At 72.7% G+C, this 22,437-nt stretch carries 20 protein-coding genes and 1 pseudogene; 15 read left to right on the forward strand and 6 right to left on the reverse strand.

Annotated features, from left to right (window positions below):
• Positions 1–45 precede the first annotated feature (45 nt).
• From ACFZBD_RS17160 to ACFZBD_RS17185, 6 genes are all read left to right on the forward strand, one after another.
• Positions 46–1,200, forward strand: coding sequence for a DUF2786 domain-containing protein (locus ACFZBD_RS17160; RefSeq protein WP_391140366.1), 1,155 nt, complete (start codon positions 46–48; stop codon positions 1,198–1,200).
• Between the two features lie 308 nt (positions 1,201–1,508).
• Positions 1,509–3,578, forward strand: a complete 2,070-nt coding sequence (locus tag ACFZBD_RS17165) for an FUSC family protein (RefSeq protein WP_391140367.1) — start codon at positions 1,509–1,511, stop codon at positions 3,576–3,578.
• A gap of 109 nt (positions 3,579–3,687) precedes the next feature.
• A complete protein-coding gene (locus ACFZBD_RS17170) occupies positions 3,688–4,245 on the forward strand; it encodes a hypothetical protein (RefSeq protein ID WP_391140368.1) in 558 nt (185 codons plus the stop codon).
• Positions 4,246–4,415: 170 nt separating this feature from the next.
• Positions 4,416–4,997, forward strand: a complete 582-nt coding sequence (locus ACFZBD_RS17175; RefSeq protein ID WP_391140369.1) for a SigE family RNA polymerase sigma factor — start codon at positions 4,416–4,418, stop codon at positions 4,995–4,997.
• On the forward strand, positions 4,994–5,764 hold the full coding sequence (locus ACFZBD_RS17180; protein ID WP_391140370.1) for a hypothetical protein: 771 nt from the start codon (positions 4,994–4,996) through the stop codon (positions 5,762–5,764). The genes ACFZBD_RS17175 and ACFZBD_RS17180 overlap by 4 nt, the downstream gene beginning before the upstream one ends.
• Before the next feature lie 223 nt (positions 5,765–5,987).
• Entirely contained in the window at positions 5,988–6,221 is a 234-nt protein-coding gene (locus ACFZBD_RS17185) for a DUF397 domain-containing protein (RefSeq protein WP_391140371.1), read from the forward strand.
• Positions 6,222–6,347: 126 nt separating this feature from the next.
• Here ACFZBD_RS17185 and ACFZBD_RS17190 read toward each other — a convergent pair whose 3' ends face one another.
• Positions 6,348–6,845, reverse strand: coding sequence for an ATP-binding protein (locus ACFZBD_RS17190; RefSeq protein ID WP_391140372.1), 498 nt, complete (start codon positions 6,843–6,845; stop codon positions 6,348–6,350).
• Positions 6,846–7,168: 323 nt separating this feature from the next.
• On the opposite strand from ACFZBD_RS17190, the gene ACFZBD_RS17195 reads away from it, so the two are divergent.
• The 6 genes from ACFZBD_RS17195 (at position 7,169) to ACFZBD_RS17220 (ending at position 12,863) form a co-directional block, all read left to right on the forward strand.
• A complete protein-coding gene (locus tag ACFZBD_RS17195; protein WP_391140373.1) occupies positions 7,169–8,041 on the forward strand; it encodes a Scr1 family TA system antitoxin-like transcriptional regulator in 873 nt (290 codons plus the stop codon).
• A 76-nt stretch (positions 8,042–8,117) separates the two neighbouring features.
• Positions 8,118–9,575: an aldehyde dehydrogenase family protein gene (locus tag ACFZBD_RS17200; protein ID WP_391140374.1), complete on the forward strand. Its 1,458-nt coding sequence runs from the start codon at positions 8,118–8,120 to the stop codon at positions 9,573–9,575.
• A 175-nt stretch (positions 9,576–9,750) separates the two neighbouring features.
• A complete protein-coding gene (locus ACFZBD_RS17205) occupies positions 9,751–10,290 on the forward strand; it encodes a DinB family protein (protein WP_391140375.1) in 540 nt (179 codons plus the stop codon).
• Positions 10,291–10,377: 87 nt separating this feature from the next.
• Positions 10,378–11,016: a helix-turn-helix transcriptional regulator gene (locus tag ACFZBD_RS17210; protein WP_391140376.1), complete on the forward strand. Its 639-nt coding sequence runs from the start codon at positions 10,378–10,380 to the stop codon at positions 11,014–11,016.
• Positions 11,017–11,142: 126 nt separating this feature from the next.
• On the forward strand, positions 11,143–12,102 hold the full coding sequence (locus ACFZBD_RS17215; RefSeq protein ID WP_391140377.1) for an ATP-binding cassette domain-containing protein: 960 nt from the start codon (positions 11,143–11,145) through the stop codon (positions 12,100–12,102).
• Complete coding sequence (locus ACFZBD_RS17220) at positions 12,099–12,863, forward strand: ABC transporter permease (RefSeq protein WP_391140378.1); 765 nt, start codon at positions 12,099–12,101, stop codon at positions 12,861–12,863. The genes ACFZBD_RS17215 and ACFZBD_RS17220 overlap by 4 nt, the downstream gene beginning before the upstream one ends.
• 82 nt (positions 12,864–12,945) lie before the next feature.
• Here the strand turns inward: ACFZBD_RS17220 and ACFZBD_RS17225 are convergent, their stop codons facing one another.
• The 3 genes from ACFZBD_RS17225 to ACFZBD_RS17235 form a co-directional block, all read right to left on the reverse strand.
• Positions 12,946–14,358 carry a glutamate decarboxylase gene (locus ACFZBD_RS17225; RefSeq protein WP_391140379.1) on the reverse strand — a complete coding sequence of 471 codons (1,413 nt, stop codon included), beginning with the start codon at positions 14,356–14,358 and terminating at the stop codon, positions 12,946–12,948.
• A gap of 25 nt (positions 14,359–14,383) precedes the next feature.
• Positions 14,384–15,676, reverse strand: a complete 1,293-nt coding sequence (locus ACFZBD_RS17230) for an ion channel protein (RefSeq protein WP_391140380.1) — start codon at positions 15,674–15,676, stop codon at positions 14,384–14,386.
• Between the two features lie 152 nt (positions 15,677–15,828).
• A complete protein-coding gene (locus ACFZBD_RS17235; RefSeq protein WP_391140381.1) occupies positions 15,829–16,197 on the reverse strand; it encodes a heavy metal-binding domain-containing protein in 369 nt (122 codons plus the stop codon).
• 217 nt (positions 16,198–16,414) lie between these two features.
• On the opposite strand from ACFZBD_RS17235, the gene ACFZBD_RS17240 reads away from it, so the two are divergent.
• The gene (locus tag ACFZBD_RS17240) at positions 16,415–17,113 is read left to right on the forward strand and encodes a VTT domain-containing protein (RefSeq protein ID WP_391140382.1); all 699 of its coding nucleotides are present in this window, start codon (positions 16,415–16,417) and stop codon (positions 17,111–17,113) included.
• A gap of 116 nt (positions 17,114–17,229) precedes the next feature.
• Here the strand turns inward: ACFZBD_RS17240 and ACFZBD_RS17245 are convergent, their stop codons facing one another.
• Both ACFZBD_RS17245 and ACFZBD_RS17250 read right to left on the reverse strand, forming a co-directional pair.
• Positions 17,230–18,876 (reverse strand): threonine/serine exporter family protein, encoded by a 1,647-nt coding sequence (locus ACFZBD_RS17245; protein WP_391140467.1) that lies wholly within the window; start codon positions 18,874–18,876, stop codon positions 17,230–17,232.
• Positions 18,877–18,998: 122 nt separating this feature from the next.
• Positions 18,999–19,493 carry an inorganic diphosphatase gene (locus ACFZBD_RS17250; RefSeq protein WP_003968257.1) on the reverse strand — a complete coding sequence of 165 codons (495 nt, stop codon included), beginning with the start codon at positions 19,491–19,493 and terminating at the stop codon, positions 18,999–19,001.
• A gap of 102 nt (positions 19,494–19,595) precedes the next feature.
• Here ACFZBD_RS17250 and dacB point away from each other — a divergent pair.
• Together dacB and ACFZBD_RS17260 are read left to right on the forward strand one after the other, a co-directional pair.
• Positions 19,596–21,094: pseudogene (dacB, locus tag ACFZBD_RS17255) on the forward strand (D-alanyl-D-alanine carboxypeptidase/D-alanyl-D-alanine-endopeptidase).
• 74 nt (positions 21,095–21,168) lie between these two features.
• On the forward strand, positions 21,169–22,299 hold the full coding sequence (locus ACFZBD_RS17260) for a zinc-dependent metalloprotease (RefSeq protein WP_391140383.1): 1,131 nt from the start codon (positions 21,169–21,171) through the stop codon (positions 22,297–22,299).
• Positions 22,300–22,437 lie beyond the last annotated feature (138 nt).

A 22,437-nucleotide genomic window follows, 5' to 3' on the forward strand; every position in this document is an offset into this window, starting at 1 on the left:
GCGCGGTGATCGGGCGGGCACGCGAGAAGGGGACGCGAAGCGATCGTGGGTACGGCGAAGGCGAAAGCGGACGCGACGGCGACCGTGACGGAGGCGCTGAAGGCGCTGTACGGCGACGACGACAGGGCGCTGGACACGGCGGCGTCGCTGCTCGCGGCCGACCCCGGGACGGACGCGGAACGGGACCGGCGCGGCGAGGAGTTCGTACGCCGGGCCTGGGAGCGCGGCTGGCAGCCGGCGGATCTCGTACGGCTGGCCCGCCGGGACCTCGACGAGGCGCACGTCCGGCTGCTGAGCGGGCTGATCGTGGCGGAGACCGGCCGCTACGAGCGGTTGCCGGCGCGGTGGTCGGCGCAGCTCGCCGACCTGGACGCGCGGACCTGGCGGGCGGACCGCTTCTCGTACGCGACGGCGGTCCTGGAGCTGTACCGCCTGCTGGTCCGGCTTCCGTCGCTCGACCCGGTGGGCCCCAGGCCGGGCGACGCGCTGATCCCGCCCCCGGTGGCGGGTGAGCCGCGCATGCTGACCCGGATCCGGGCGCTGCTGGCCAAGGCGGAGGCGACCGGGTACCCGGAGGAGGCGGAGGCGCTGACGGCCAAGGCGCAGGAGCTGATGGCCCGGCACAGCCTGGACGAGGCGGCGCTGGGGGCGGCGGGGGCGGCGGCCGGGGAGACGCCGGGGGCGATACGGATCGGGGTGGACGCCCCGTACGAACAGGCGAAGGCGATCCTGCTGGACGCGGTGGCGACGGCGAACCGCTGCCGGGCCGTGTGGAACGAGACGTACGGCTTCTCGACGGTGGTCGGCTTCGAGGCGGATCTGGAGCCGGTGGAGCTGCTCTACACGTCCCTGCTGGTGCAGGGCACGTCCGCGATGACGCGGGCGGAGGCGGAGCAGCGGGCGGGCGGCCGTAAGCGGACGAAGTCCTTCCGGCAGTCGTTCCTGCTGGCGTACGCGAACCGGCTGGGGGCGCGGCTGGCGAGCACCTCGCGCCGGGTGGCGGCGGAGGCGCCGACGCTGCTGCCGGTGCTGGCGTCGCGGGAGGTGGCGGTCGCGTCGCGGACGGACGAGCTGTTCCCGGAGACGCGGGCGACGCGGGTGCGGGCGATGTGGGACGAGGCGGGCTGGGCGCACGGCACCACGGCGGCCGACCGGGCCGGCCTCGACCCGTCCCGCCGCGCGGTCCCCGGCCCGCCCTGACGCCGCACCTGTACGCCGGGATCCGTACGCCGGGGCCCGTACGCCGGGGCCGTGCGTCGGGAACTCCGGACCGGCTCGTACGTCCGGACCCGGACCGTAATCCGGACGCCGCGGCCCGTACGCCGGGGCCCGTACGCCGGGAACTCCGGACCGGCTCGTACGTCCGGACTGGGACGCCGGGACCCGTACGCCTGAACCCGTACACCCTGACCCGCCCCCCTCGCCCACCCACGGCGCCCCACCACCCACCACTCACGCTCCGCCCGAAACGCCCGGTTTCCTCCCCTGGCGCCGATACGCTCGGCCGCATGAGCTGGCTCCGCGCCCTGAAGGAGACCGCCCGTTCCGGGTTCGCCGTCGAGCGGCGGCGGCTCGATCCGCTCGTCGCCGCGCGCGGGGCACTCGGGCTCGCGCTCGTCGTCGGCGTCGCGCTCGCCCTCTTCGGGCCCGGCGTCGCCGTCTCCTCCGCCTTCGGCGCCTTCCAGGCCGCCATCGCCACCTTCCAGCGCTCCTGGCGCCCCCGCCCCACCCTCGCCCTCGCCTCCGGCGCCAGCCTCGCCGTCTCCACCTTCCTCGGCTACGTCACCAACGCCGGCACCCACCCCGCCCCCTTCCTCGCCCTCCTCGTCCTGTGGACGTTCCTCTCCGGGCTCGCCTGGGCCGCCGGCCCCACCGTCGGCATCATCGCCTCCTCCAACGTCGCGATCATGCTGGTCACCGTCACCCTTCCCACCTCCGTCGCCGGAGCGGCGGGGCACGCCGCCATGATCGCCGTGGGCGGCCTCGTCCAGGCCGCGCTCGTCGTCCTCCTGCCCATCCGCCGCTGGGGCGCCCAGCGCGACGCCCTCGCCGACGCGCTCGCCGCCGAGGCGGACTACGCCCGCCGCCTGCGCCAGGACCCGATCGCCTCCTTCGACCCCGTACCGCTCATGACGGCCCGCAACGCCGCCGCCGTCAGCACCCGCCAGGCCCGCCGTCGGCCCGCCGAGCTGCATGGCGCCCGCGGGATCGCCGAGCGCATCCGCCCCGTGCTCGCCTCCCTCGCCGACCCGGCCGTCGGCGTACCGGCCGAGGGCCCCCAGCGCGACCGGGTCCGTGAACTGCTCGCCGCCGCCGGTGCGGTGCTCGACGCCGCCGCCCACGCGATCCGCCGCGGCGAGCCGGTCGACCTCCCACCCGCCGCGCTCGCCGCGCTCCGCACCCCCGACACCGGCGCGATCCTCACCGGCCCCTCCCGCCGGGCCGCCGTCCGGCTCGCCGCGCTCCTCGACGACGTGGTGGAGACCGCCGAACCGCGCACGGAGACGGCAGCCGACGCCCGCTCACGGCCCACCCTCCTCCGCCTGACGCCGGTCGCCCTGGCCCGGATGCGCCGCGAACTCCGCCACGAGTCGCCGATCCTGCGCCACGCCGTCCGCGTCTCCGCGGTCACCGCCGTCGGCTACGTCATCGGCTCCGCCCTCCCCCTGGGCCACGGCTACTGGGCCCCGATGGCCTCCGTGATGGTCATGCGCCCGGAGTTCACACAGACGTACGCCCGTTCCGTCGCCCGCTTCGGCGGCACCCTCGTCGGCGTCGCCCTCGCCACCGGCATCCTCCAGGCCGCCCACCCCGGCATGTACGCCTCCGCCGCGCTCGCCGTCCTCTGCGCCTTCGGGATGTACCTGCTGATGCGCACGGGGTACGCCGTCAGCCAGGTCTGCGTCTCGGCGTACGTCGTCTTCCTGCTCGGCGTCGGCGGCTCGGAGTGGACGCAGACCGTCCCCGAGCGGGTGGTCCTCACCTTGCTGGGCGGTGTCCTCGCGATGCTCGCGTACGCCGTCTACCCGGCCTGGGAGACGCCGCGGCTGCGCCACCGGCTCGCCGACTGGCTGGTCGCGGACGGGCGGTACGCCGCCACCGTCGTCGCCCGCTACGCCGACCCGGGGGGCGCCGCCTCACCGGACGTCCGCGAGGCGCTCCTGGAGACCCGGACCGCCAGGATCGCCTGGCAGGAGGCGGTGGCGCGGGCCGCGCACGAACCGGTGCGCCACCGCGGGCTCTCCCACGCGGCGGCGGACGAGGCCGGGCACGCCCTGGCGCAGTTCGGACGGGTCGCGATGCTGATGGAGGCCCACCTTCCGGAGCGCGGCGCCCCGCCCGTCCCCGCCGCCGCGACGCTCGCCGAAGCGCTGCGCAGGGCGACGGAACGGGGCGCGAAGGAGGTACGGGAACGCGGGGAACCGGGATGGGAGGAGCTGCGCGAGACGGTCACGGCCTGGCAGGCGGCCCCGCCGGACCACTTCCTCCTCCACAAGGGGGCCGAGCTGCTCCTGGAGGCCCTGGACGAGATCACCACCGCGCTGGCACCCTCCCCGCACCGACCCGGGAAGCCCTAAGGCATTGGGGCCCGCTCCCGACCTTTTCCGCCGTCCATGTCATCCGGTCCCGGCCGGCAGGGGGTTGAGAGGAGTGGAAGCGCACCCCACCCACCCCAGGAGCAACCGGATGAAGAAGCACCTGCTGTCCGCGGCCGTGGTCGCGGCGGCGTTCCTCACGTCCGCCCCCACGGCCGTCGCCACCCCGAGCGCCCCGAGCGCCCCCGCGCCGGCACCCGCTCCCGTGACCGCCCCCCGAGCCGCCGTCCCGTCCGCGTCGCCGATCGACGTCGTGCGGCCCGGTGAGCGGGTGGACGCCGGGGAGGGCTGGACGGTGTGGCTGACGCGTGAGGGCAAGTACTGGGCGGGGGAGGACGGTTTCGAGAACTTCCGTAGCGTGGTCGACGGAAACATCGACCTTTCCCGGCCGGGGGTGAGCCACCAGTCGGAGGGCGACGCGAACGGAGTCTTCCACTCGGGGATCTTCTACGGCACCCACCGGGCGGGCCGCGTGCAACTCACCGACGCCGACGGTCGGAAGACCGTGGCGACACTGCTCTCGCTGCCGGGCCGCCCGGGGTGGGGCGTCTGGTACGCGCACACGGCACCGGCCGACGGCAGCCCGGCCGTCGCGCTGTACGACCGCGGGGGCCGGCTCCTGGCCGACCTGCCCGCCGGGGACTTCTGACCGGACCCGACCGGACCGACCCGACCGACCGCCCGACCGGGCTGACGGGACGACAGACCGGCAGGCAGGGCCCGTCACGGGGCGGGCCCTGCCCCCATCCCCGCACCCCCACCGATTCCGATTCCGATACCGACTCCGAAAACGACCCCCCTTACCGATACCGACCGATCGTGAGGTCTTCCTTCGTGTCGTACGAGTCCGCCGCGTCGTACGAGCCGGACGTCGAGGACGACGGCTTCGCCGCGTTCGCCGTCGCCGCCTGGCCCCGCCTGGTGCGTACGGCCCAGCTGCTGACCGGCGACTTCCACGAGGCCGAGGACCTGGTGCAGACGACGCTGGCGAAGGTCTACTGCCGGTGGCGGCGGGTCCCGCGCGCCGAGATCGACTTCTACGTCCGCCGCGCCCTGATCAACAACAACCTCAGCCGCCTGCGCCGTCGACGGGTGGCGCACCTGCTGACACCGGTGTTACCGGATTCGGTCCGGCACGCGCACGCGGGCCACGCCGAGGCGGTCGAACAGCGCACCGCGGTCCTGGCGGCCCTGGCCGACCTCCCCGCCCGGCAGCGTGCCGTGATGGTGCTCCGCTACTGGGAGGACCTGAGCGAGCAGGAGATAGCGAACGTGCTCCACTGCTCGATCGGCACGGTCAAGACCCATGCCCGGCGCGGGCTCGCGGCGCTGCGCGCCCATCCTCTCCTCGACGCCGTCCCCGTCCCGCAGTTCCCCGCCGCCTCCGGAGCACGACGATGACCCCCGCATCCGGCCCCACCCCCGACCCCGTATCCGGCCCCACCCCCGGCCCCGCCCCGGACCCCGTACCCGGAGACGACGCCGATGTCGGCGGCCTGCTCCGGGAGGCGTTCATGCGGGCCGCGCACGACATCACCCCGAGCCCGGTGCCGCTGGCGGCCGTCCGGCGCGAGGGGCGGTCGCGCCGTCGTCGCCGGACGGCGGTCCTGGCGGCGCTCTCGATGCTCGGCGTCGTGACGGTCACGGCGGTGGCCGTCGGCCGGATCGACCGGCCGGCCGCGACGCCGCCCGCCGCCCCGCCCGCGAGCGCCACCCGGCCGGTCACCGTTCCCCCGCCCACCTCCTCGCCCGTGGACGTCGTGCGGCCCGGTGAGCGGGTCGACGCCGGGAGGGGCTGGACGGTGTGGTTGACGCGCGAGGGCAAGCACTGGGCGGGGGAGGACGGTTTCGAGAACTTCCGTAGCGTGGTCGACGGAAACATCGACCTGTCCCAGCCGGGGGTGAGCCACCAGTCGGAGGGCGACGCGAACGGAGTCTTCCACTCGGGGATCTACCACGGCACCGCCGAAGCGGGCCGCGTCGAGCTGCGCGGAGCCGACGGCCGCCGGACCGTGGCGAAGCTGCTCGAACTCTCCGACCGTCCGGGATGGGGCGTCTGGTACGCGCACGCCCCGTCGTCGGCGGACGATCCGGGGGTGTCCCTCTACGACCGCGAAGGGCGCCTCCTCACCCGCCTGCCGCCCCTGTCCGGCCCGCCCGCTTCCTGAGACGTGTCGTGCCGATCGCGCCGGGGTCGCGGTGCCAGGCCCGCTGTCACCAGTAGCGCCGGCGTGGCACCCTGGGCGTACTCGCCGGTAGAGCCTCGGCACCCAGAGTCGCGTAGTCGACACAGCACCCCGCGTGCACGTGCATCTGCTCATGCAGCGGCATATGAACACAGCTATGATCCGAGGAAGTTGACACGTGCACCAAGCAACTCGGGAGCTACCAGTGCATCATGCGTACAACGGCATGGCGGCCACGGAGCTGCGCGGTGTCGTGTGGCAGAAGAGCCGGCACAGCAACTCCCAGGGCTCCTGCGTGGAGTTCGCCAAGCTGCCCGGCGGCGACGTGGCGGTGCGCAATTCCCGTCACCCCGACGGGCCCGCGCTCGTCTACACGCCCGCCGAGATCGAGGCGCTGCTGCTGGGGGTCAAGGACGGCGAGTTCGACCACCTGGTGTGAACCGCCCGCACGACTCGGAAGAGGGCCTCGGTGTCGGCCGGGGCCCTCGCTCTGTCCCGACCGCCCCCGTGGCCTGACGCCCTCGCTCCGTCCTGGACCGCCCTCGCGGCCTGACGGCCTGACGGCCTACTCCGGTCCCAGCCGGAACAGCGCCCACACCACCTTGCCCTGGAGCGTCCCCGCCAGCGGGTGCCATCCCCAGCCGTCGCTGCACGAGTCGACCAGGAAGAGCCCCCGGCCCGATTCCGCGGTGCAGTCGTCATCGCCCCTGCGCGCCTCGGGGCTCTTCTCGCTGGGGTCGCGCACCGCGCACACCAGCCGCGAGGCCCAGCGCATCAGGTGCAGCCGCACCGGCGGGTTCGCGCCCTCGCCCTGGGGCGCGTCCGCCGGCAGGGCGTGGCGCAGGGCGTTGGTGACGAGCTCGGAGACGACGAGGGAGACGTCGTCGAAACGCTCCGCGAGGTCCCACTGGGAGAGCGTGGTCCGGGTGAAGGTCCGTGCGCCGCGCACCGCTTCGTAGCGGGGTGGCAGCGTGCAGGAGGCCGAGGAGGAGACGGCCGCGGGGTCGATCGGCGGAAGCCCCTGCCGTAACGGCTCGAGCATGGTCGATCCATTCGTCCCCATGCGAGGCACTCCCGGAGATCGCGGCGAAACGCGGCTGTGGTGCGACGGCGTGGTGCTGGTGGTGCGACGACACGAGGTGGTACACGCGGCTGCGCGGGGTCCATGGTTCCGAAAGCGACCACGGGATGCAAGGGCAGATGCACGTGCACGCGCCGGACCTGTCCCTCACATGCCGGATTCTGCGTAAATCTCCTGCCGAATCATTTCGGGCCGTTCCTCAACACGCCCTGGACGTGGCCCCTTTCCGTAATCGAGTGTGTACGGGCCGAAGTGTTTAGTGGCAGAATCCGGGGCCCGAGACCCCCGAACGGAAGGCTGGAGCCGTGACCGCAGGCGAATCGAGCGGGGCGAGCGGAAGCGTGGTACGACGCATCCTCCTCGGCTCGCAGCTGAGGCGACTGCGCGAATCGCGCGGCATCACCCGCGAGGCGGCCGGCTACTCGATCCGCGCGTCCGAATCCAAGATCAGCCGTATGGAGTTGGGAAGGGTGAGCTTCAAGGCCAGGGACGTCGAGGATCTGCTCACCCTCTACGGCGTCAGCGACGACTCGGAGCGCGGTTCGCTCCTCGGCCTTGCCCGTGAGGCCAACGTGGCCGGGTGGTGGCACAGCTTCGGCGACGTCCTGCCCGGCTGGTTCCAGACCTACATCGGCCTCGAAGGCGCCGCCTCGCTGATCAGGATCTACGAAGTGCAGTTCGTGCACGGCCTGTTGCAGACGGAGGCGTACGCGCACGCCGTCGTCAGCCGCGGCATGCCCGGCGCCTCGCACGCCGAGATCGAGCGCCGGGTCGCGCTGCGCCTGGAGCGCCAGAAGATCCTCGTCTCCGAGCGCGCCCCGCACTTCCACGCCGTCCTCGACGAGGCCGCCCTGCGCCGCCCGTACGGCGACCGGGCCGTGATGCGGGGGCAGTTGCGGCATCTCATCGAGATCTCCGAGCACCCGGGCGTCACGCTCCAGGTCATGCCGTTCAGCTTCGGCGGGCACGCGGGCGAGAGCGGTTCGTTCACGATGCTGAGCTTCCCCGAGTCCGACCTCTCCGACATCGTCTACCTGGAGCAGCTCACCAGCGCCCTCTACCTCGACAAGCGCGAGGAGGTCGGCCAGTACGCCCGGGTGATGGAGCGTCTGCAGAAGGACAGCCCCGACCCGGCGGAAACCCGCGATCTTCTTCGGGGCCTCCTGCAACTCAGCTGATCCGTAAGTACGATGACGTCACATCAGTTCGCGTACGTACCTATGGCCGCCACCGCGGGTTAAGGGGTCTCGTTCCATGTCCTACTTCACCGACCTGGCCCACCAGTACATCGACGGCGAGTGGAAGCCGGGCAGCGGCTCGTGGGACATCATCGACTTCAACCCGTACACCGGGGAGAAGCTCGCCTCGATCACCGTCGCCACCGCGGCCGAGGTCGACCGCGCCTACCGCGCCGCCGAGCGCGCCCAGGTGGCGTGGGCCGAGACGAACCCGTACACCCGCCGTCTCGTCTTCGAGCGCGCGCTGCGGCTCGTCGAGGAGCGCGAGGAGGAGATCTCCGAGACGATCGTCGCGGAGCTGGGCGGGACGCGGCTGAAGGCGGCCTTCGAGCTCCACCTCGCCAAGGAGTTCCTGCGCGAGGCGATCCAGCTGGCGCTGCGCCCCGAGGGCCGGATCCTGCCCTCGCCGGTGGACGGCAAGGAGAACCGCGTCTACCGCCTCCCGGTCGGCGTCGTCGGTGTCATCTCCCCCTTCAACTTCCCCTTCCTCCTCTCCCTGAAGTCGGTCGCGCCGGCGCTCGCGCTCGGCAACGCGGTCGTCCTCAAGCCGCACCAGAACACGCCGATCTGCGGCGGCACGCTGGTCGCCAAGGTCCTGGAGGACGCCGGCCTCCCGGCCGGTCTGCTCAACGTCGTCGTCACCGACATCGCCGAGATAGGCGACGCCCTGCTGACCCACCCGATACCGAAGGTCATCTCCTTCACCGGCTCCGACCGCGTCGGCCGCCACGTCGCCACCGTCTGCGCCCAGAACTTCAAGCACGCGGTCCTCGAACTCGGCGGCAACAGCGCCCTGATCGTCCTCGACGACGCCGACGTCGACTACGCCGTCGACGCGGCCGTCTTCAGCCGCTTCGTGCACCAGGGGCAGGTCTGCATGGCCGCCAACAGGATCCTCGTGGACCGCTCGCTGGAGGCGGAGTTCACCGAGAAGTTCGTCGCGAAGGTGCGGACCCTGCGCGTCGGCGACCCGGCCGACCCCGCCACCCACATCGGTCCGCTGATCAACTCCCAGCAGGCCGAGGCGGTCTCCGCGCTCGTGGACCAGACGGTCGCCGGCGGCGCGACGGCCCTGCTGCACGGAACGGCGGACGGCAACGTCGTCTCGCCTTCGGTCCTGACCGGCCTCGCGGCCGACGCGCCCGTGCTGAGCCAGGAGATCTTCGGCCCGGTGGCGCTGATCGTCCCCTTCGACGGTGAGGAGGAGGCGGTACGCATCGCCAACGACACGCCGTACGGCCTGAGCGGAGCCGTCCACACCGGTGACGTCGAGCGCGGGGTGCGGATCGCCAAGCGCATCCACACCGGCATGATCCACATCAACGACGGCACCGTGCACGACGAGCCGATCGTGCCGTTCGGCGGCGAGAAGCACTCGGGCATCGGCCGGCTGAACGGCGACTCGATGATCGACGCCTTCACCACCCAGAAGTGGATCTCGGTCCAGCACGGCCGGAGCCGGTTCCCCTTCTGAGCGCCCAGGGCCCCGCCCGGTTCGGCCCGCCACGCGATTCCCCTGGCATTGCGGACCGTACCTGTCCGCAAGGGTCCGTAAGTTGGTGGGTGTCGGGAGGAGGGGGCGAGCGCCCCTCCCGGCACCGGACCGGATCGGACCGGACCAGCGGTTCCATGTGCGAAAGGCGGACATTATGGTTGCTCTTGTTCCTGCGGAGACCCCCGGCGACGAGCGCGGCGCGTTCCTCAACTTCATCGAGGCGCAGCGCGCCGCCGTCCGGCGCGCGTCGCTCGGGCTCACCGAGGAGCAGGCGGCGAGCCGCCCCAGCGCCAGCGAGCTCTCCCTGTCCGGTCTGATCAAGCACGTCGCCGAGGTCGAGCTGAACTGGCTGCGGCTGGCGCAGCGGCGCCTCAACGAGAAGCGGCGGACCCAGGAGACCTGGCACGAGGGGTTCGCGCTGGTGGGCGACGAGACGATCCCGCAGGTACTGGCCTTCTGGGGGCAGGTGGCCAAGGAGACCGAGGAGTTCGTCCGCGAGGTGCCGGACCTGGACGACACCTTCCCGCTGCCGACGGCGCCGTGGTTCCCGGAGAACGGGCAGGTGAGCGTGCGGTGGATGCTGCTCCACCTGGTCCAGGAGATGGGACGGCACGCCGGGCACGCCGACATCATCCGGGAGTCCCTCGACGGCAGGGACTCGTTCTCGCTCATCGCCCAGGAGCAGGGGGCCTGAGGCCGGGCGCGGCACGGGGGGCGGCTCCCGGGCGCCGGCGGACGGCGACCCGTACCCTAGTCAAAATTGATTAGGGAGGTGGTGGGGATGTCGGCGATCCGGCTCCTCGTCCTCGGCGCGGTCCGTCAGCACGGCCGCGCCCACGGCTATCAGGTCCGCAACGACCTGGAGTTCTGGGGCGCGCACGAGTGGTCGAACGCGAAGCCCGGCTCGATCTACCACGCGCTCAAACAGATGGCCAAGCAGGGCCTGTTGCGCGCGTACGAGATCGCCCCGAGCACCGTCGGCGGCCCGCCGCGGACCGAGTACGAGGTCACCGACCGGGGGACGGAGGAGTACTACGCGCTGCTGCGCGAGGCGCTGACCACCTACGACCAGAAGATGGACGTGCTGTCGGCCGGCATCGGCTTCATCGTCGACCTGCCCCGGGCGGAGGTCGTGGAGCTGCTGCGCAGGCGGGTGGCGGCGCTCGACGAGTGGCGGGCCGCCGTCACCGAGTACTACACCCCGGAGGGCGGCCCCGAGCAGCTCGGGCACATCGGGGAGATCATGCACCTCTGGGTCCACTCGGCCGACGCGGGCAAGGAGTGGACGCTCGGTCTGATCGAGCGGATCGAGGCGGGGGCGTACTCCTTCGCGGGTGAGGGCGGTGAGCCCTTCGTGGGCGTACTCGCGGACGGGCAGGAGAACCCGTTCGCGACGGGCGACGGGGAAAGCACCGACTGATCACGACCAGGCAGGGCTGATCGAAGCCAAGCCAAGCTAATCAAGTTTGACTAATCGGATCGACCCACTTATCGTCGGCGCAGTGGTCAAATTTGACTACTAGGCTGTTCCGGCTGGAGGAGACTGATGACCGACGCGATCGTCGTCGAAGGCGCACGGAAACGGTACGGAGACAAGCGGGCCCTCGACGGGCTGGACCTGGCCGTCGGCGCGGGCACGGTCCACGGCCTGCTGGGGCCCAACGGAGCGGGGAAGACGACGACGGTACGGATGCTGGCGACCCTGCTCCGGCACGACGAGGGGCGGGCGCGGGTGGCCGGCTTCGACGTCCGCACCCAGGCGGACCAGGTGCGCCGCCGGATCGGCCTCCTCGGGCAGCACGCCGCCGTGGACGAGGAGCTGGGCGGCCGGCAGAACCTGGAGATGTTCGGCCGGCTCCACCACCTCGGCGCCCGGCGCGCCGGAGCGCGGGCGGACGAGCTGCTGGAGCGGTTCGGGCTGACGGACACCGGCCGCAAGCCGGTGAAGCGGTACAGCGGCGGCATGCGCCGGCGGCTCGACCTCGCCGCCTCCCTGATCACCGAACCGGACGTGCTCTTCCTGGACGAGCCCACGACCGGTCTCGACCCGCGCGGCCGGGGCGAGGTGTGGGCGTCGGTCCGGTCCCTCGTCGGCGGCGGCACGACGGTCCTGCTGACCACGCAGTACCTGGAGGAGGCCGACCAGCTCGCCGACCGCATCTCGGTCGTGGACCGCGGACGGGTCGTCGCCGACGGGACCGCCGACGAGCTGAAGGCGAAGGTCGGCGGTGACCGGATCGACGTCGTCCTGCGGGACGCGGGCCGGCTCGCCGAGGCGGCCCGGCTGCTGCCTTCCGCCGAGGTCGCGGTCGACACGGACCTGCGACGGATCAGCGCCCCGGTGGCCGACCGGATGGGCGCGCTGTCCGAGACCGTACGGGCCCTGGAGGCGGCCGGGATCGAGGCGGAGGACATCGCCCTGCGGCGGCCGACGCTCGACGAGGTCTTCCTGCACCTGACGGACGCGCCCGGGCAGGCCCGGGGCGAGAAGGAGATGGCCGTATGAGCGCCGCGTACGTGATGAGCGACTGCTGGACGATGACCCGGCGCGAGCTGGCCCACTGGGCCCGGCAGCCGGTCCAGGTGGTGGTCGGCCTCGTCTTCCCGATCATGATGCTGCTGATGTTCGGCTACCTCGTCGGCGGCGGCCGGGGCGTCGAGGGGGAGTACGTCGACTTCCTCGTGCCCGGCATGCTCACGCTGACGATGGTCTTCGGTCTCGAAGGCACGATGACCGCCGTCACCCAGGACCTGAACAAGGGCGTGATCGACCGGTTCCGCTCCATGCCCATGGCCGACGGGGCGGTCCTGGTCGGGCGGTCGGCCGCCGACATGCTCCAGTCGGCGGCCGGACTGCTGCTGATGATCGGCGTCGGCCACGCGCTCGGCTGGCGGGCGACCGGAGGCGCCGGTGCCTTCCTCGGGGCGGTGGGACTGCTGCTCCTGCTGCGCTTCGCGATGCTGTGGATCGGGATCTTCCTCGCGCTGGTCGCGGGTCGCGCGGAGCTGGTCCAGGCCGTGCAGATCCTGGTCTGGCCGATCGGCTTCCTCTCCAACGCCTTCGCCGTGCCCGGGTCCATGCCCGGCTGGCTGGGCACGGCCGTCGAGTGGAACCCGATGTCCGCCACCGCGACGGCGGTACGCGACCTCTTCGGGAACCCGGGCGGGGAGCCGGGCCAGGTGATGGCGGCGGTGGTGTGGCCGCTGGCGCTGCTCGCGGTGTTCTTCCCGCTGGCGGTACGGAGGTTCCGGCGGCTGAGCGCCTAGGGGGTCTCTTGCCGATCGTGCCGGGGTCGCGGGGGCGCCCCGGCGTGGGGGCGCCCCTCGCGGTCCGGCGGGGGAGGACGGGTCAGTGGTGGAAGGCGGTGGCGGCCGCCTTGTCGTGGATCGCGGGGGCCGACTGGCGGCGCAGTTCGGGCAGGAGCTGGTCCAGGTCCTCGATCAGCAGGTCCGCGAGATCGGCCGAGAAGCCGTTCCGGCAGACCACGCGCAGCACGGAGAGGTCCTCCCGGTTGGCCGGGAAGGTGTAGGCGGGGACGAGCCAGCCCCGTTCGCGCAGCCGCCGCGAGACGTCGAAGACGTCGAAGTTCGTGACGTCGGGGGCGGTGGTGAAGGCGAAGACGGGCAGTTCGTCGCCGCGGGTGATCAGGCGGAAGTCGCCCAGGGCGTCGATCCGTTCGGCGATGCCGCGGGCGACGTCCCGGGCGGTCTGCTGGACCGCCCGGTAGCCTTCCCGGCCCAGCCGCAGGAACGTGTAGTACTGCGCGACGACCTGGGCGCCCGGCCGGGAGAAGTTGAGGGCGAAGGTGGGCATGTCGCCGCCCAGGTAGTTGACCCGGAAGACCAGCTCCTCGGGGAGTTCGGCGGGCGAACGCCACAGGGCCCAGCCCACGCCGGGGTAGACCAGCCCGTACTTGTGGCCCGAGGTGTTGATCGAGGAGACGCGGGGCAGCCGGAAGTCCCAGACCAGGTCCTCGTCCACGAAGGGCGCGACCATCGCGCCGGAGGCGCCGTCCACGTGGACCGGGATGTCGAGGCCGGTGCGCTCCTGGAGGGCGTCGAGGGCGGCGCAGACCTCGGCGACGGGCTCGTAGGAGCCGTCGAAGGTCGAACCGAGCACGGCGACCACGCCGATGGTGTTCTCGTCGCAGAGGTCGGCCGCCGCCTGCGGGTCCAGGTGGAAGCGTTCGCCCTCCATGGGCACGAGCCGGGCCTCGACCTCCCAGAAGTTGCAGAACTTCTCCCAGCAGACCTGGACGTTGACCCCCATCACCAGGTTCGGCCGGGCACCTGCCGGATAGCGGTCGGCGTTCCGCTGGGCCCAGCGGCGCTTGAGGGCCATGCCGGCCAGCATGCACGCCTCGCTGGAGCCGGTGGTGGAGCATCCGACGGCGGTCGAGGGGTCGGGGGCGTTCCAGAGGTCGGCGAGCATCGCCACGCACCGCCGCTCCAGCTCGGCGGTGCGCGGGTACTCGTCCTTGTCGATCATGTTCTTGTCGCGGCACTCGGCCATCAGCACGCGGGCCTGGGGTTCCATCCAGGTGGTGACGAACGTGGCGAGGTTCAGCCGTGAGTTGCCGTCGAGCATCAGCTCGTCGTGGACGAGCTGATAGGCGCTCATGGGCGGCAGCGGCCTGTCGGGCAGGCGGTGGCGCGGCGGTGCCTCCGTCATCCCGCCGACGGGGTCGGCCGGGCCGAAGAACGGGTTGAGGGCGAGGCGCCGGTCGGGCTCGGGGTCGTGGGGACCCTTGTGCAGCGGCATGGGGACTCCTTCCGGGCGGGGCGTCTCAGCGCAGGGAGGCGCCGGACGGCTCCAGTTCGAGCTGGGGGCGGCCGGTGACGACCAGCCAGGCGGGCAGGGAGGCGAGACAGAGCAGGGTGATGATCGAGGTCGAGGAGGCGAGGACGGCGGCGACGAAGAGGCTCACCCAGCCCTGCCGGGTGGTCGCGAGCAGGATGCCGAGCACGCCCGCCGAGACGGCGACGGCCGGCGCGACCTCCGGGACGAGGGCCTGGGCCATCAGCCCGAACGCGACCCCGATGAAGACGGCGGGGAAGATCCGGCCGCCCCGGAAACCGCAGGAGGCGGCGACCACCAGGGCGACCAGCTTGACCGCGGCCATCTTCGCCAGGTCGCCGGAGGACCAGCCGCCGACGTTCGAGGTGAGCTGCTTGACCTCCTCCAGGCCCTTGAAGAGGGTGAGCTGCCCGCCGAGGGCGCCGAGCAGCCCGAGGACGAGGCCCCCCAGCGGCAGCATCACCATCGGGTGGCGCAGCCGGCCGAAGGCGCGGTGGACATGGGGGAAGGCGTAGCAGCCGAGGAGGCCGAAGAGCGCCGCGAGGGTGGCGATCACCAGCGCGGCGAGGAGGTCGCCCCACCCCGGGTGGGTCACCGGCGGCAGGGTCGTCTCGAAGGTCGGGTGGTCGAGCAGCGTGGTGGTCAGCGCCCCGGCCCCGGCGGCCGTCAGCGGAGCGAACAGCCGGTCCCACAGCGAGCCCCGCCCCGGGCGCTGGACCAACGCCTCGGAGATGACCAGGGCGGCGGCCACCGGCGTGCCGAACAGGGCCCCGATGGTGGCGGAGGAGGCGAGCGCCACCCAGGCCGCCGCAGGCGAGTCCGGGGCGACCTTCCGCCCGAGCCAGTAGGCCAGCGCGATGTTGCAGGCGATGATCGGGTTCTCCGGGCCGAGGCTGACCCCGCCGGCCAGCGCGAGCATGCTCGCCACCAGCAGTCCGGGCACCACCCCGGGCGGGAGCGGCGAGCCGCCGAGCCCCATGGAGGCCGGATCCGGACCGGCGTGCCCGTACACCTTCCACACCACGAGCCCGACCGCGACGCCGGTCGCGGTGAGCGTCACGATCATCCACAGCGAGGAGTACGCGCCGATGCCGAGCGCGTCCGGCAGGGTGCCCCACAGCACCCCCCGGAACTGCTCGGCGGCCTCGCTGACCCCGACGTAGAGCAGGCTGGCCCCCACGCCGACCACGAGGGCGGGCAGGACCTGGGGGAGCAGGACGTGGACCGGGGTGGGGGGCGCGGGCGGAGCGGAAGGTGTGTCAGTGACCACGCGCCCCACCATAGGTGGACAAAAGCCGCACCCTGGGACGCCGTTCACGCGTGGCGGCCTCGCACGTACGCGTGACCCGGCCCGGACCTCACCCGCTCGCATCCCCCGACCGATGCCCGCCGTCGGACGCGCGGGCGATCACCGCCGCCGAGACCGCTTCCGGGTCAGACGCGGGGGGCGATCACCGCCGCCGTGCCGTACGCGCAGACCTCCGTGCCCACGTCGGCCGCCTCCGAGACGTCGAAGCGGAACATCAGCACGGCGTTCGCGCCCCGCGCCTTGGCCTGTTCGACCAGCCGCTCCATGGCCTGGTTGCGGGTCTCCACCAGGGTCTTCGTCAGCCCCTTCAGCTCCCCGCCGATCATCGACTTCAGGCCCGCGCCGATCTGGCTGCCCAGGTGCCGGGAGCGCACGGTCAGCCCGAAGACCTCGCCGATCACCTGCCGGATCTCGTAGCCGGGGACGTCGTTGGTCGTGACGACCAGCACGTCCGACTGGGTCCCCTGGCCGCCGCCGTAGTCCTCGATGCCCATCCGCATCCACCTCCTGGTCCGTACCGGTGCGTCCCCACCAGCCTCGGCCCGGCGGCCCGGAGCCGCATCCCGGAAGCGCCCGGAAGGGCCCCGGGGAGGCGGGGCAGGGCCGGTGAAGGCCGGGAGAGGGCCCTTGGAACCCGGGGTCGTAAGAAAGCGTTGATACTTTGGGGCAGCCGTCCCCCCTCTCCCCACCGACCGCAGGAGCCCGGAACCCGTGAATACGCTTGCCCTCGGACCGAGCTGGCTGGACCCGGACTATCTGATCCAGACCTTCGGTCTGATCGGTGTCCTGGTCATCGTCTTCGCCGAGTCCGGCCTGCTCATCGGGTTCTTCCTGCCCGGTGACTCGCTGCTCTTCACCACCGGCCTGCTGGTCACCACCGGCAAGCTCGACCAGCCGCTGTGGCTCGTCTGCACGCTGATCGTCGCCGCCGCGATCATCGGCGACCAGGTCGGCTATCTCTTCGGCCGCAAGGTCGGCCCGGCCCTCTTCAAGCGCCCCGACTCCAAGCTCTTCAAGCAGGAGAACGTCGAGAAGGCGCACGAGTTCTTCGAGAAGCACGGGCCGAAGTCGCTGATCCTCGCCCGCTTCGTGCCGATCGTCCGGACGTTCACGCCGATCATCGCCGGCGTGAGCCGGATGAACTACCGCTCGTTCATCACCTTCAACATCATCGGCGGCGTCCTGTGGGGCGCCGGCGTGACGCTGCTCGGCGCCTCCCTCGGCAAGGTCGAGTTCGTGCACGAGAACATCGAGGCGATCCTGATCCTGATCGTCGCGATCTCCGTGGTCCCGATCGTGATCGAGTACCTCCGCGCCCGCTCCCAGTCCAAGAAGGCCCGCGCCGCCGAGGCCGCCTCCGGCGACACCCCGGACACCCCCACCGAGCGCGGCCGACACGCCAAGCGCTGAGGGGCGGCTCTCGCCGCACGCTCCGGCACCCCCACGAAGCCCCGGACCGGTCCGCCGGCCCGGGGCTTCGTGCCACCGGTCCACGGCTCGGAACGGCACACGTCCTAGGGCACGCCCTAGAAGCCTCGGGTCCGCTTCGCCGCGCGGCGGGCCGCCGCCGCACCCGGGGCCTGCATGAAGAGACGGGCCAGCTCGCCACCCAGGTTCACGCCGATCGCGATCGCCAGGGACAGGGCCGCCGCCTTCGCCAGCGAGGCGAAACCCTGGTCCAGATTGTTCTGGGCGATCGCGAGCACCCCGAAGTAGGTCGCCGAACCGGGCAGCAGCGGCCCGATCGCCGCCGTCACGTACGGCAGGGACGACGTGTGGTGGTACCGCGCGATCAGCTGCCCGAACAGACCCACCAGGCCCGCCGCCACCGCCGTCGCCATCACCGTCGACCCGTCCGCCGTCACCGCGATCGAGGCGTAGATCACCCACGCCACCCCGCCGTTCAGCGTCGCGAACAGCACCGTGTCCCGCGACTGCTGCAAGAGGATCGCGAAGGTCGCGCACAGCACCATCGACGCCAGGATCTGCACGACCGGCCGCTCGACCGGGTCCAGCACCCCCTCCGGATTCAGCTGCGCGTCGAACTGCACGGCCAGGTACAGCACCGACAGCACGCCCACCACGATCGCCACGAAGAAGTACCCGACCTCCAGGAGCCGGGCCGAGGCCGTGATGTAGAAGCCGGTCAGACCGTCCTGGACCGCCGCGACCAGCGCCCGCCCCGGGATCAGCGCGAACAGCCCACCCGTGATCACCGCCGACGGCAGCAGATCCGCGTGCAACAGGGTCAGCAGCACCCCCATCGCGGCCGGCGGCATCGCCGCCACCAGGAACTGGTAGAACTCCGGCAGCCCGCGCCCGGCGCACAGCCACGCCAGCCGGTCGCCGAGCACCGCGCCGAGCGCGGCCACGAAGAAGACCGTCAACCCGCCACCCAGCAGCAGCGACGCCGCGCCCGCCAGCACACCGGCCGCCGCCGTCAGCACCCAGCCGGGGTACGGGTGCCGGTTACGCCGTATCTCCGCAAGCCGCCGGTACGCCTCCTCCGGCGTGACCTCGTGCGCCTCCGCGTTGATGTCCGCGAGCAGCTGGTAGACCGCCGCCAGCCGGGTGTAGTCCGTGCCCCGCCGGCGGACCGTACGGTTCGCCGTGATCGGGTCGTCCACCAGCGACGGCTGGTACGTGATCGACAGCAGCGTGAACGTGACGGTCGGCTCGCACCGGTCCAGGCCGTACGAGCGGCAGATCGCGAACATCGCCGCCTCGACGTCCTCCGCGCCCTCGCCGCCCGCGAGCAGCAGCTCCCCGATACGCAGGGTCAGGTCGAGCACACGGCCCACCGAAGGCCCGGCCTCGTCCTCCTTGCGCGCCGATTCCGGCATCGGCCGCTCGCCGACCGGCAGCCGCAGCATCGTCCGCATCCGGTCCTGCCAGGGCGCGTCCTTCGACAGCCGCACCAGCGGGATGCCGTGCGCGGGGGTGAAGGCGGGCGGCGAGTGCTTCGTGGAGTAGGTGGAGGGCGGGGCGAACGCCGAGCCCTCGTGCTCGGCGGGCGCCTCCGGCGCCAGGCCGTCGGGAAGGGCGAACTCGGAGGTGGGATGCTCCTCCTCCGGCACCGGAGGCTGGTCGAAACCCGTCGGCGGCGTGAAGGCGCTCCGTGCCTCGTCCGACTGCGGCTTGCGGTCCTCCGGCCCGTCCGGCTGCGCCACCACTCTGCTCGTCCTCATTCCCATTCGCCCCGTGTGCCCAGTATGAGCATGGGCATACGACGTGACGCGCGACGGGCGGCGCACCCGAAGGTGCACCGCCCGTCACGACGTGATCGCGAACCCACTCAGTGGGCGCCGCCCTGCGCCTCCAGGCGCTTGTAGGAGGCCTCGATCTCGGCCTCGGCCTCGGCGCGGCCGACCCAGTCGGCGCCCTCGACCGACTTGCCCGGCTCCAGGTCCTTGTAGACCTCGAAGAAGTGCTGGATCTCCAGGCGGTCGAACTCCGACACGTGGTGGATGTCGCGGAGGTGCTCGACGCGCGGGTCCGACGCGGGGACGCACAGCAGCTTGTCGTCGCCGCCGGCCTCGTCCGTCATGCGGAACATGCCGATGGCACGGCACTTGATCAGACAGCCGGGGAAGGTCGGCTCGTCCAGGATGACCAGCGCGTCCAGCGGGTCACCGTCCTCGCCGAGGGTGTTCTCGACGAAGCCGTAGTCGGCCGGGTAGCTGGTCGAGGTGAAGAGGCGACGGTCCAGGCGGATGCGACCGGTTTCGTGGTCGACCTCGTACTTGTTCCGCGACCCCTTCGGGATCTCGATGGTGACGTCGAACTCCACGGGTGGCTCCTCCTGAATCAACACATGTGAATGCCTGCGGCAACGCGCAGTGATTAAGTGTCCCTCACGCCTGTGTGTGATCGCGAAAGGGGCTGGTCAGCAATGCCGGAGCCGAGGACGTGGCAGCTCACGGCGTGCTCTGCGGTACTCGGTCTGGCGCTGGCCGCCGGAGCGGTGGCCGCCGCCGGCCCGTGGGACAACGGTCAGCGTAAGGCCGAGCGGACCCGGGCGGCCGCCACCTCCGGCACAGGTGGCGCACATCACGCGCCGCCGCACCCCGCCCCGGGCCCGCGGCGCCCGGCTCCCGCCCCCAGCGCGGCCGGCGTCCTCCGCGCGCTCGGCGCCCCCGTCGCCACCCGTCCGGGTGACCTGGCGGCGACCCTGGTCCCCCTCCTCGCCGACCCCGGCCTCGGCCCGCTGCGGACCGCGTCGGTCGTCGAACCGCCACCGGCAGGCAGCTGTACGGCGAGGGCGCCACCACCCCGATGACCCCGGCGTCCACCGTCAAGATCGCCACGACCGTCGCCGCGCTCTCCGCGCTCGGCCCCGACCACCGCATCCCCACCACCGTCGTCGCCTCCGCCGACGCCCGGACCGTCACCCTGACCGGCGGCGGCGACCCCACCCTCGACCGCGCCCGCCTGAAGGCCCTGGCCGACGGCACCGCCCGCGCGCTCAAGGCCCGGAAGATCACCTCCGTACGGCTGGCGTACGACACGAGCCTCTACCGGGGCCCCGCCCGGCACCCGATCGGCCGCAACGAGAACCTCGCCCCCGTCAGCCCCCTCATGCTCGACGCCGGGCGCCTGGACGCCTCCACGACCGGACCGGCCCCGCGCGGCGACGACCCGGCTCAGGACGCGGCCCGCGCCTTCGGCGACCTCCTGACCCGCGCCGGGATCACCGTCCGCGGCGCCCCCGCCCCCGGCCGCGCCCCCAAGACCGCGGGCCCCCCGGCGGCTCCCCCCACCACGGCCCCTCCGGCGCCGACCCCCCGGACGGGCGCCCCGCCCGCCGCCGGGCCACGCGCCGACGCCCCCCGGGCCGCCGTCCTCGCCGTCACCCGCTCCGCACCCCTCGCCGACCTCGTCGAACGGACCCTGACCCACAGCGACAACGACCTCGCCGAGGCGCTCGCCCGCCAGACCGCCCTCGCCCGCGAACAGCCCGCCGACTTCGCCGGCGCCGGCCGGGCCGTACGCGCCGAACTCGCCGCCCTCAAGCTGCCCGTCGCCGGCACGCACTTCGCCGACGGCAGCGGCCTCTCCCGCGCCGACCGGGTCTCCGCCGCCCTCCTCACCGGCCTCCTCACCCGCGCGGCCGACCCCGCCCGCCCCACCCTGCGCCCCGTCCTCACCGGACTGCCCGTCGGCGGCTTCAGCGGCACCCTCGAAAGCCGCTTCGGCACCGGACCCGCCGCCCCGGGCGCCGGCCTCGTCCGCGCCAAGACCGGCACCCTGACCGGCGTCAACGCCCTCGCCGGGACCGTCGTCACCGCCGACGGCCGCCTCCTCGCCTTCGCGTTCCTGGCCGGCCGCACCACCTCCCCGACCGACGCCCAGTCCGCCCTCGACCGCCTCTCCGCCGCCCTCGCTCCGTAGGAGGTGTCGAGGGCGTCCCGCCGATCGCGTACCGAACCCACCCCGATCAGCCGCCGAGAACGTACGGTTGACGCATGACGAGCATCGGTGGTGCCGAGATGGTCGACTGGAATCTCGCGGTGGCGACCGCGACCCGCCTGGTGAAACCGGGCCCCGAGGTGAGCCGCGAGGAGGCCCGCGACGTCGTCGCCGAGCTACGCCGGCACGCCAAGGCGTCCGAGGAACACGTACGGGCCTTCACCCGGATGATCCCCGAAGGCCACGAACCACGGGACACCCCCGTCCTCGTGGTGGACCGCGCCGGATGGATCAGGGCCAATGTCGCCGGCTTCCGCGAACTGCTCGCCCCGCTCCTCGACAAGATGAAGGAACGGCGCTCCTCCACCCCCGGCGGCGCCGTCCTCGGCGCGGTCGGCGGCAAGGTCACCGGCGTCGAGCTCGGGATGCTCCTCTCCTTCCTCGCCTCCCGCATCCTCGGCCAGTACGAGACCTTCGCCCCCGCCACCCGCGAACTCCCCGCGGGCGAGGACGGCGGCGGACGGCTCCTCCTCGTCGCCCCCAACATCGTCCACGTCGAACGCGAACTCGGCGTCGACCCCCACGACTTCCGCCTTTGGGTCTGCCTCCACGAAGAGACCCACCGCACCCAGTTCACCGCCGTGCCCTGGCTCCGCGACCACCTGCAGGGCGAGATCCAGTCATTTCTCGGCGCCACCGAGGTCGACCCCTCCACCGTCGTCGAACGACTGCGCGAAGCCGCCCAGGCCCTCGCCGGCGGCCGCCCCGAAGGCGAGGAGGGCGAACCCGGCCCCTCCCTCGTCGAACTCGTCCAGACCCCCGAACAGCGCGAGATCCTCGGCCGCCTCACCGCCGTCATGTCCCTCCTCGAAGGCCACGCCGACTACGTCATGGACGGCGTCGGACCGCAGGTCGTGCCCTCGGTCGCCGAAATCCGCGAGAAGTTCCAGCAACGCCGCGCCCGCGGCGCCTCCCGTCTCGACCTCGCCCTGCGCAAGCTCCTCGGCCTCGACGCCAAGCTCCGCCAGTACCGCGACGGCGAACGCTTCGTACGGGCCGTCGTCGACGAGGTCGGCATGGACGGCTTCAACCGCGTCTGGACCTCCCCCAACACCCTCCCGACCAAGGCGGAGATCGCCGCACCCGCCGACTGGGTGGCGAGGGTGCACCGTAAGGCAGACTCGTGAGACGGGTGCGACGCATGACGGACAAACACGACACCAATCACCCATCCGAGGGACCCTAGCCAAGGGGTGGGGCGTGCAATGCTCGGGTAACGGCCAGGTTCTGTCACCATCGACGCACTCTGAGTGACCGAACCCCCT

This window comes from Streptomyces sp. NPDC008121 (assembly GCF_042957155.1).
Lineage (GTDB): Bacteria > Actinomycetota > Actinomycetes > Streptomycetales > Streptomycetaceae > Streptomyces.

Bases quoted from the DNA above. Each gene is read 5' to 3' on its own strand.
- ACFZBD_RS17220 (WP_391140378.1), top strand. From the start codon at position 12,099: ATGAGCGCCGCGTACGTGATGAGCGACTGCTGGACGATGACCCGGCGC.
- ACFZBD_RS17180 (WP_391140370.1), top strand. From the start codon at position 4,994: ATGACCCCCGCATCCGGCCCCACCCCCGACCCCGTATCCGGCCCCACC.
- ACFZBD_RS17235 (WP_391140381.1), bottom strand. From the start codon at position 16,197: ATGGGCATCGAGGACTACGGCGGCGGCCAGGGGACCCAGTCGGACGTG.
- ACFZBD_RS17165 (WP_391140367.1), top strand. From the start codon at position 1,509: ATGAGCTGGCTCCGCGCCCTGAAGGAGACCGCCCGTTCCGGGTTCGCC.
- ACFZBD_RS17215 (WP_391140377.1), top strand. From the start codon at position 11,143: ATGACCGACGCGATCGTCGTCGAAGGCGCACGGAAACGGTACGGAGAC.
- ACFZBD_RS17230 (WP_391140380.1), bottom strand. From the start codon at position 15,676: ATGGTGGGGCGCGTGGTCACTGACACACCTTCCGCTCCGCCCGCGCCC.
- ACFZBD_RS17210 (WP_391140376.1), top strand. From the start codon at position 10,378: ATGTCGGCGATCCGGCTCCTCGTCCTCGGCGCGGTCCGTCAGCACGGC.
- ACFZBD_RS17170 (WP_391140368.1), top strand. From the start codon at position 3,688: ATGAAGAAGCACCTGCTGTCCGCGGCCGTGGTCGCGGCGGCGTTCCTC.
- ACFZBD_RS17225 (WP_391140379.1), bottom strand. From the start codon at position 14,358: ATGCCGCTGCACAAGGGTCCCCACGACCCCGAGCCCGACCGGCGCCTC.
- ACFZBD_RS17200 (WP_391140374.1), top strand. From the start codon at position 8,118: ATGTCCTACTTCACCGACCTGGCCCACCAGTACATCGACGGCGAGTGG.
- ACFZBD_RS17260 (WP_391140383.1), top strand. From the start codon at position 21,169: ATGACGAGCATCGGTGGTGCCGAGATGGTCGACTGGAATCTCGCGGTG.
- ACFZBD_RS17205 (WP_391140375.1), top strand. From the start codon at position 9,751: ATGGTTGCTCTTGTTCCTGCGGAGACCCCCGGCGACGAGCGCGGCGCG.
- ACFZBD_RS17190 (WP_391140372.1), bottom strand. From the start codon at position 6,845: ATGGGGACGAATGGATCGACCATGCTCGAGCCGTTACGGCAGGGGCTT.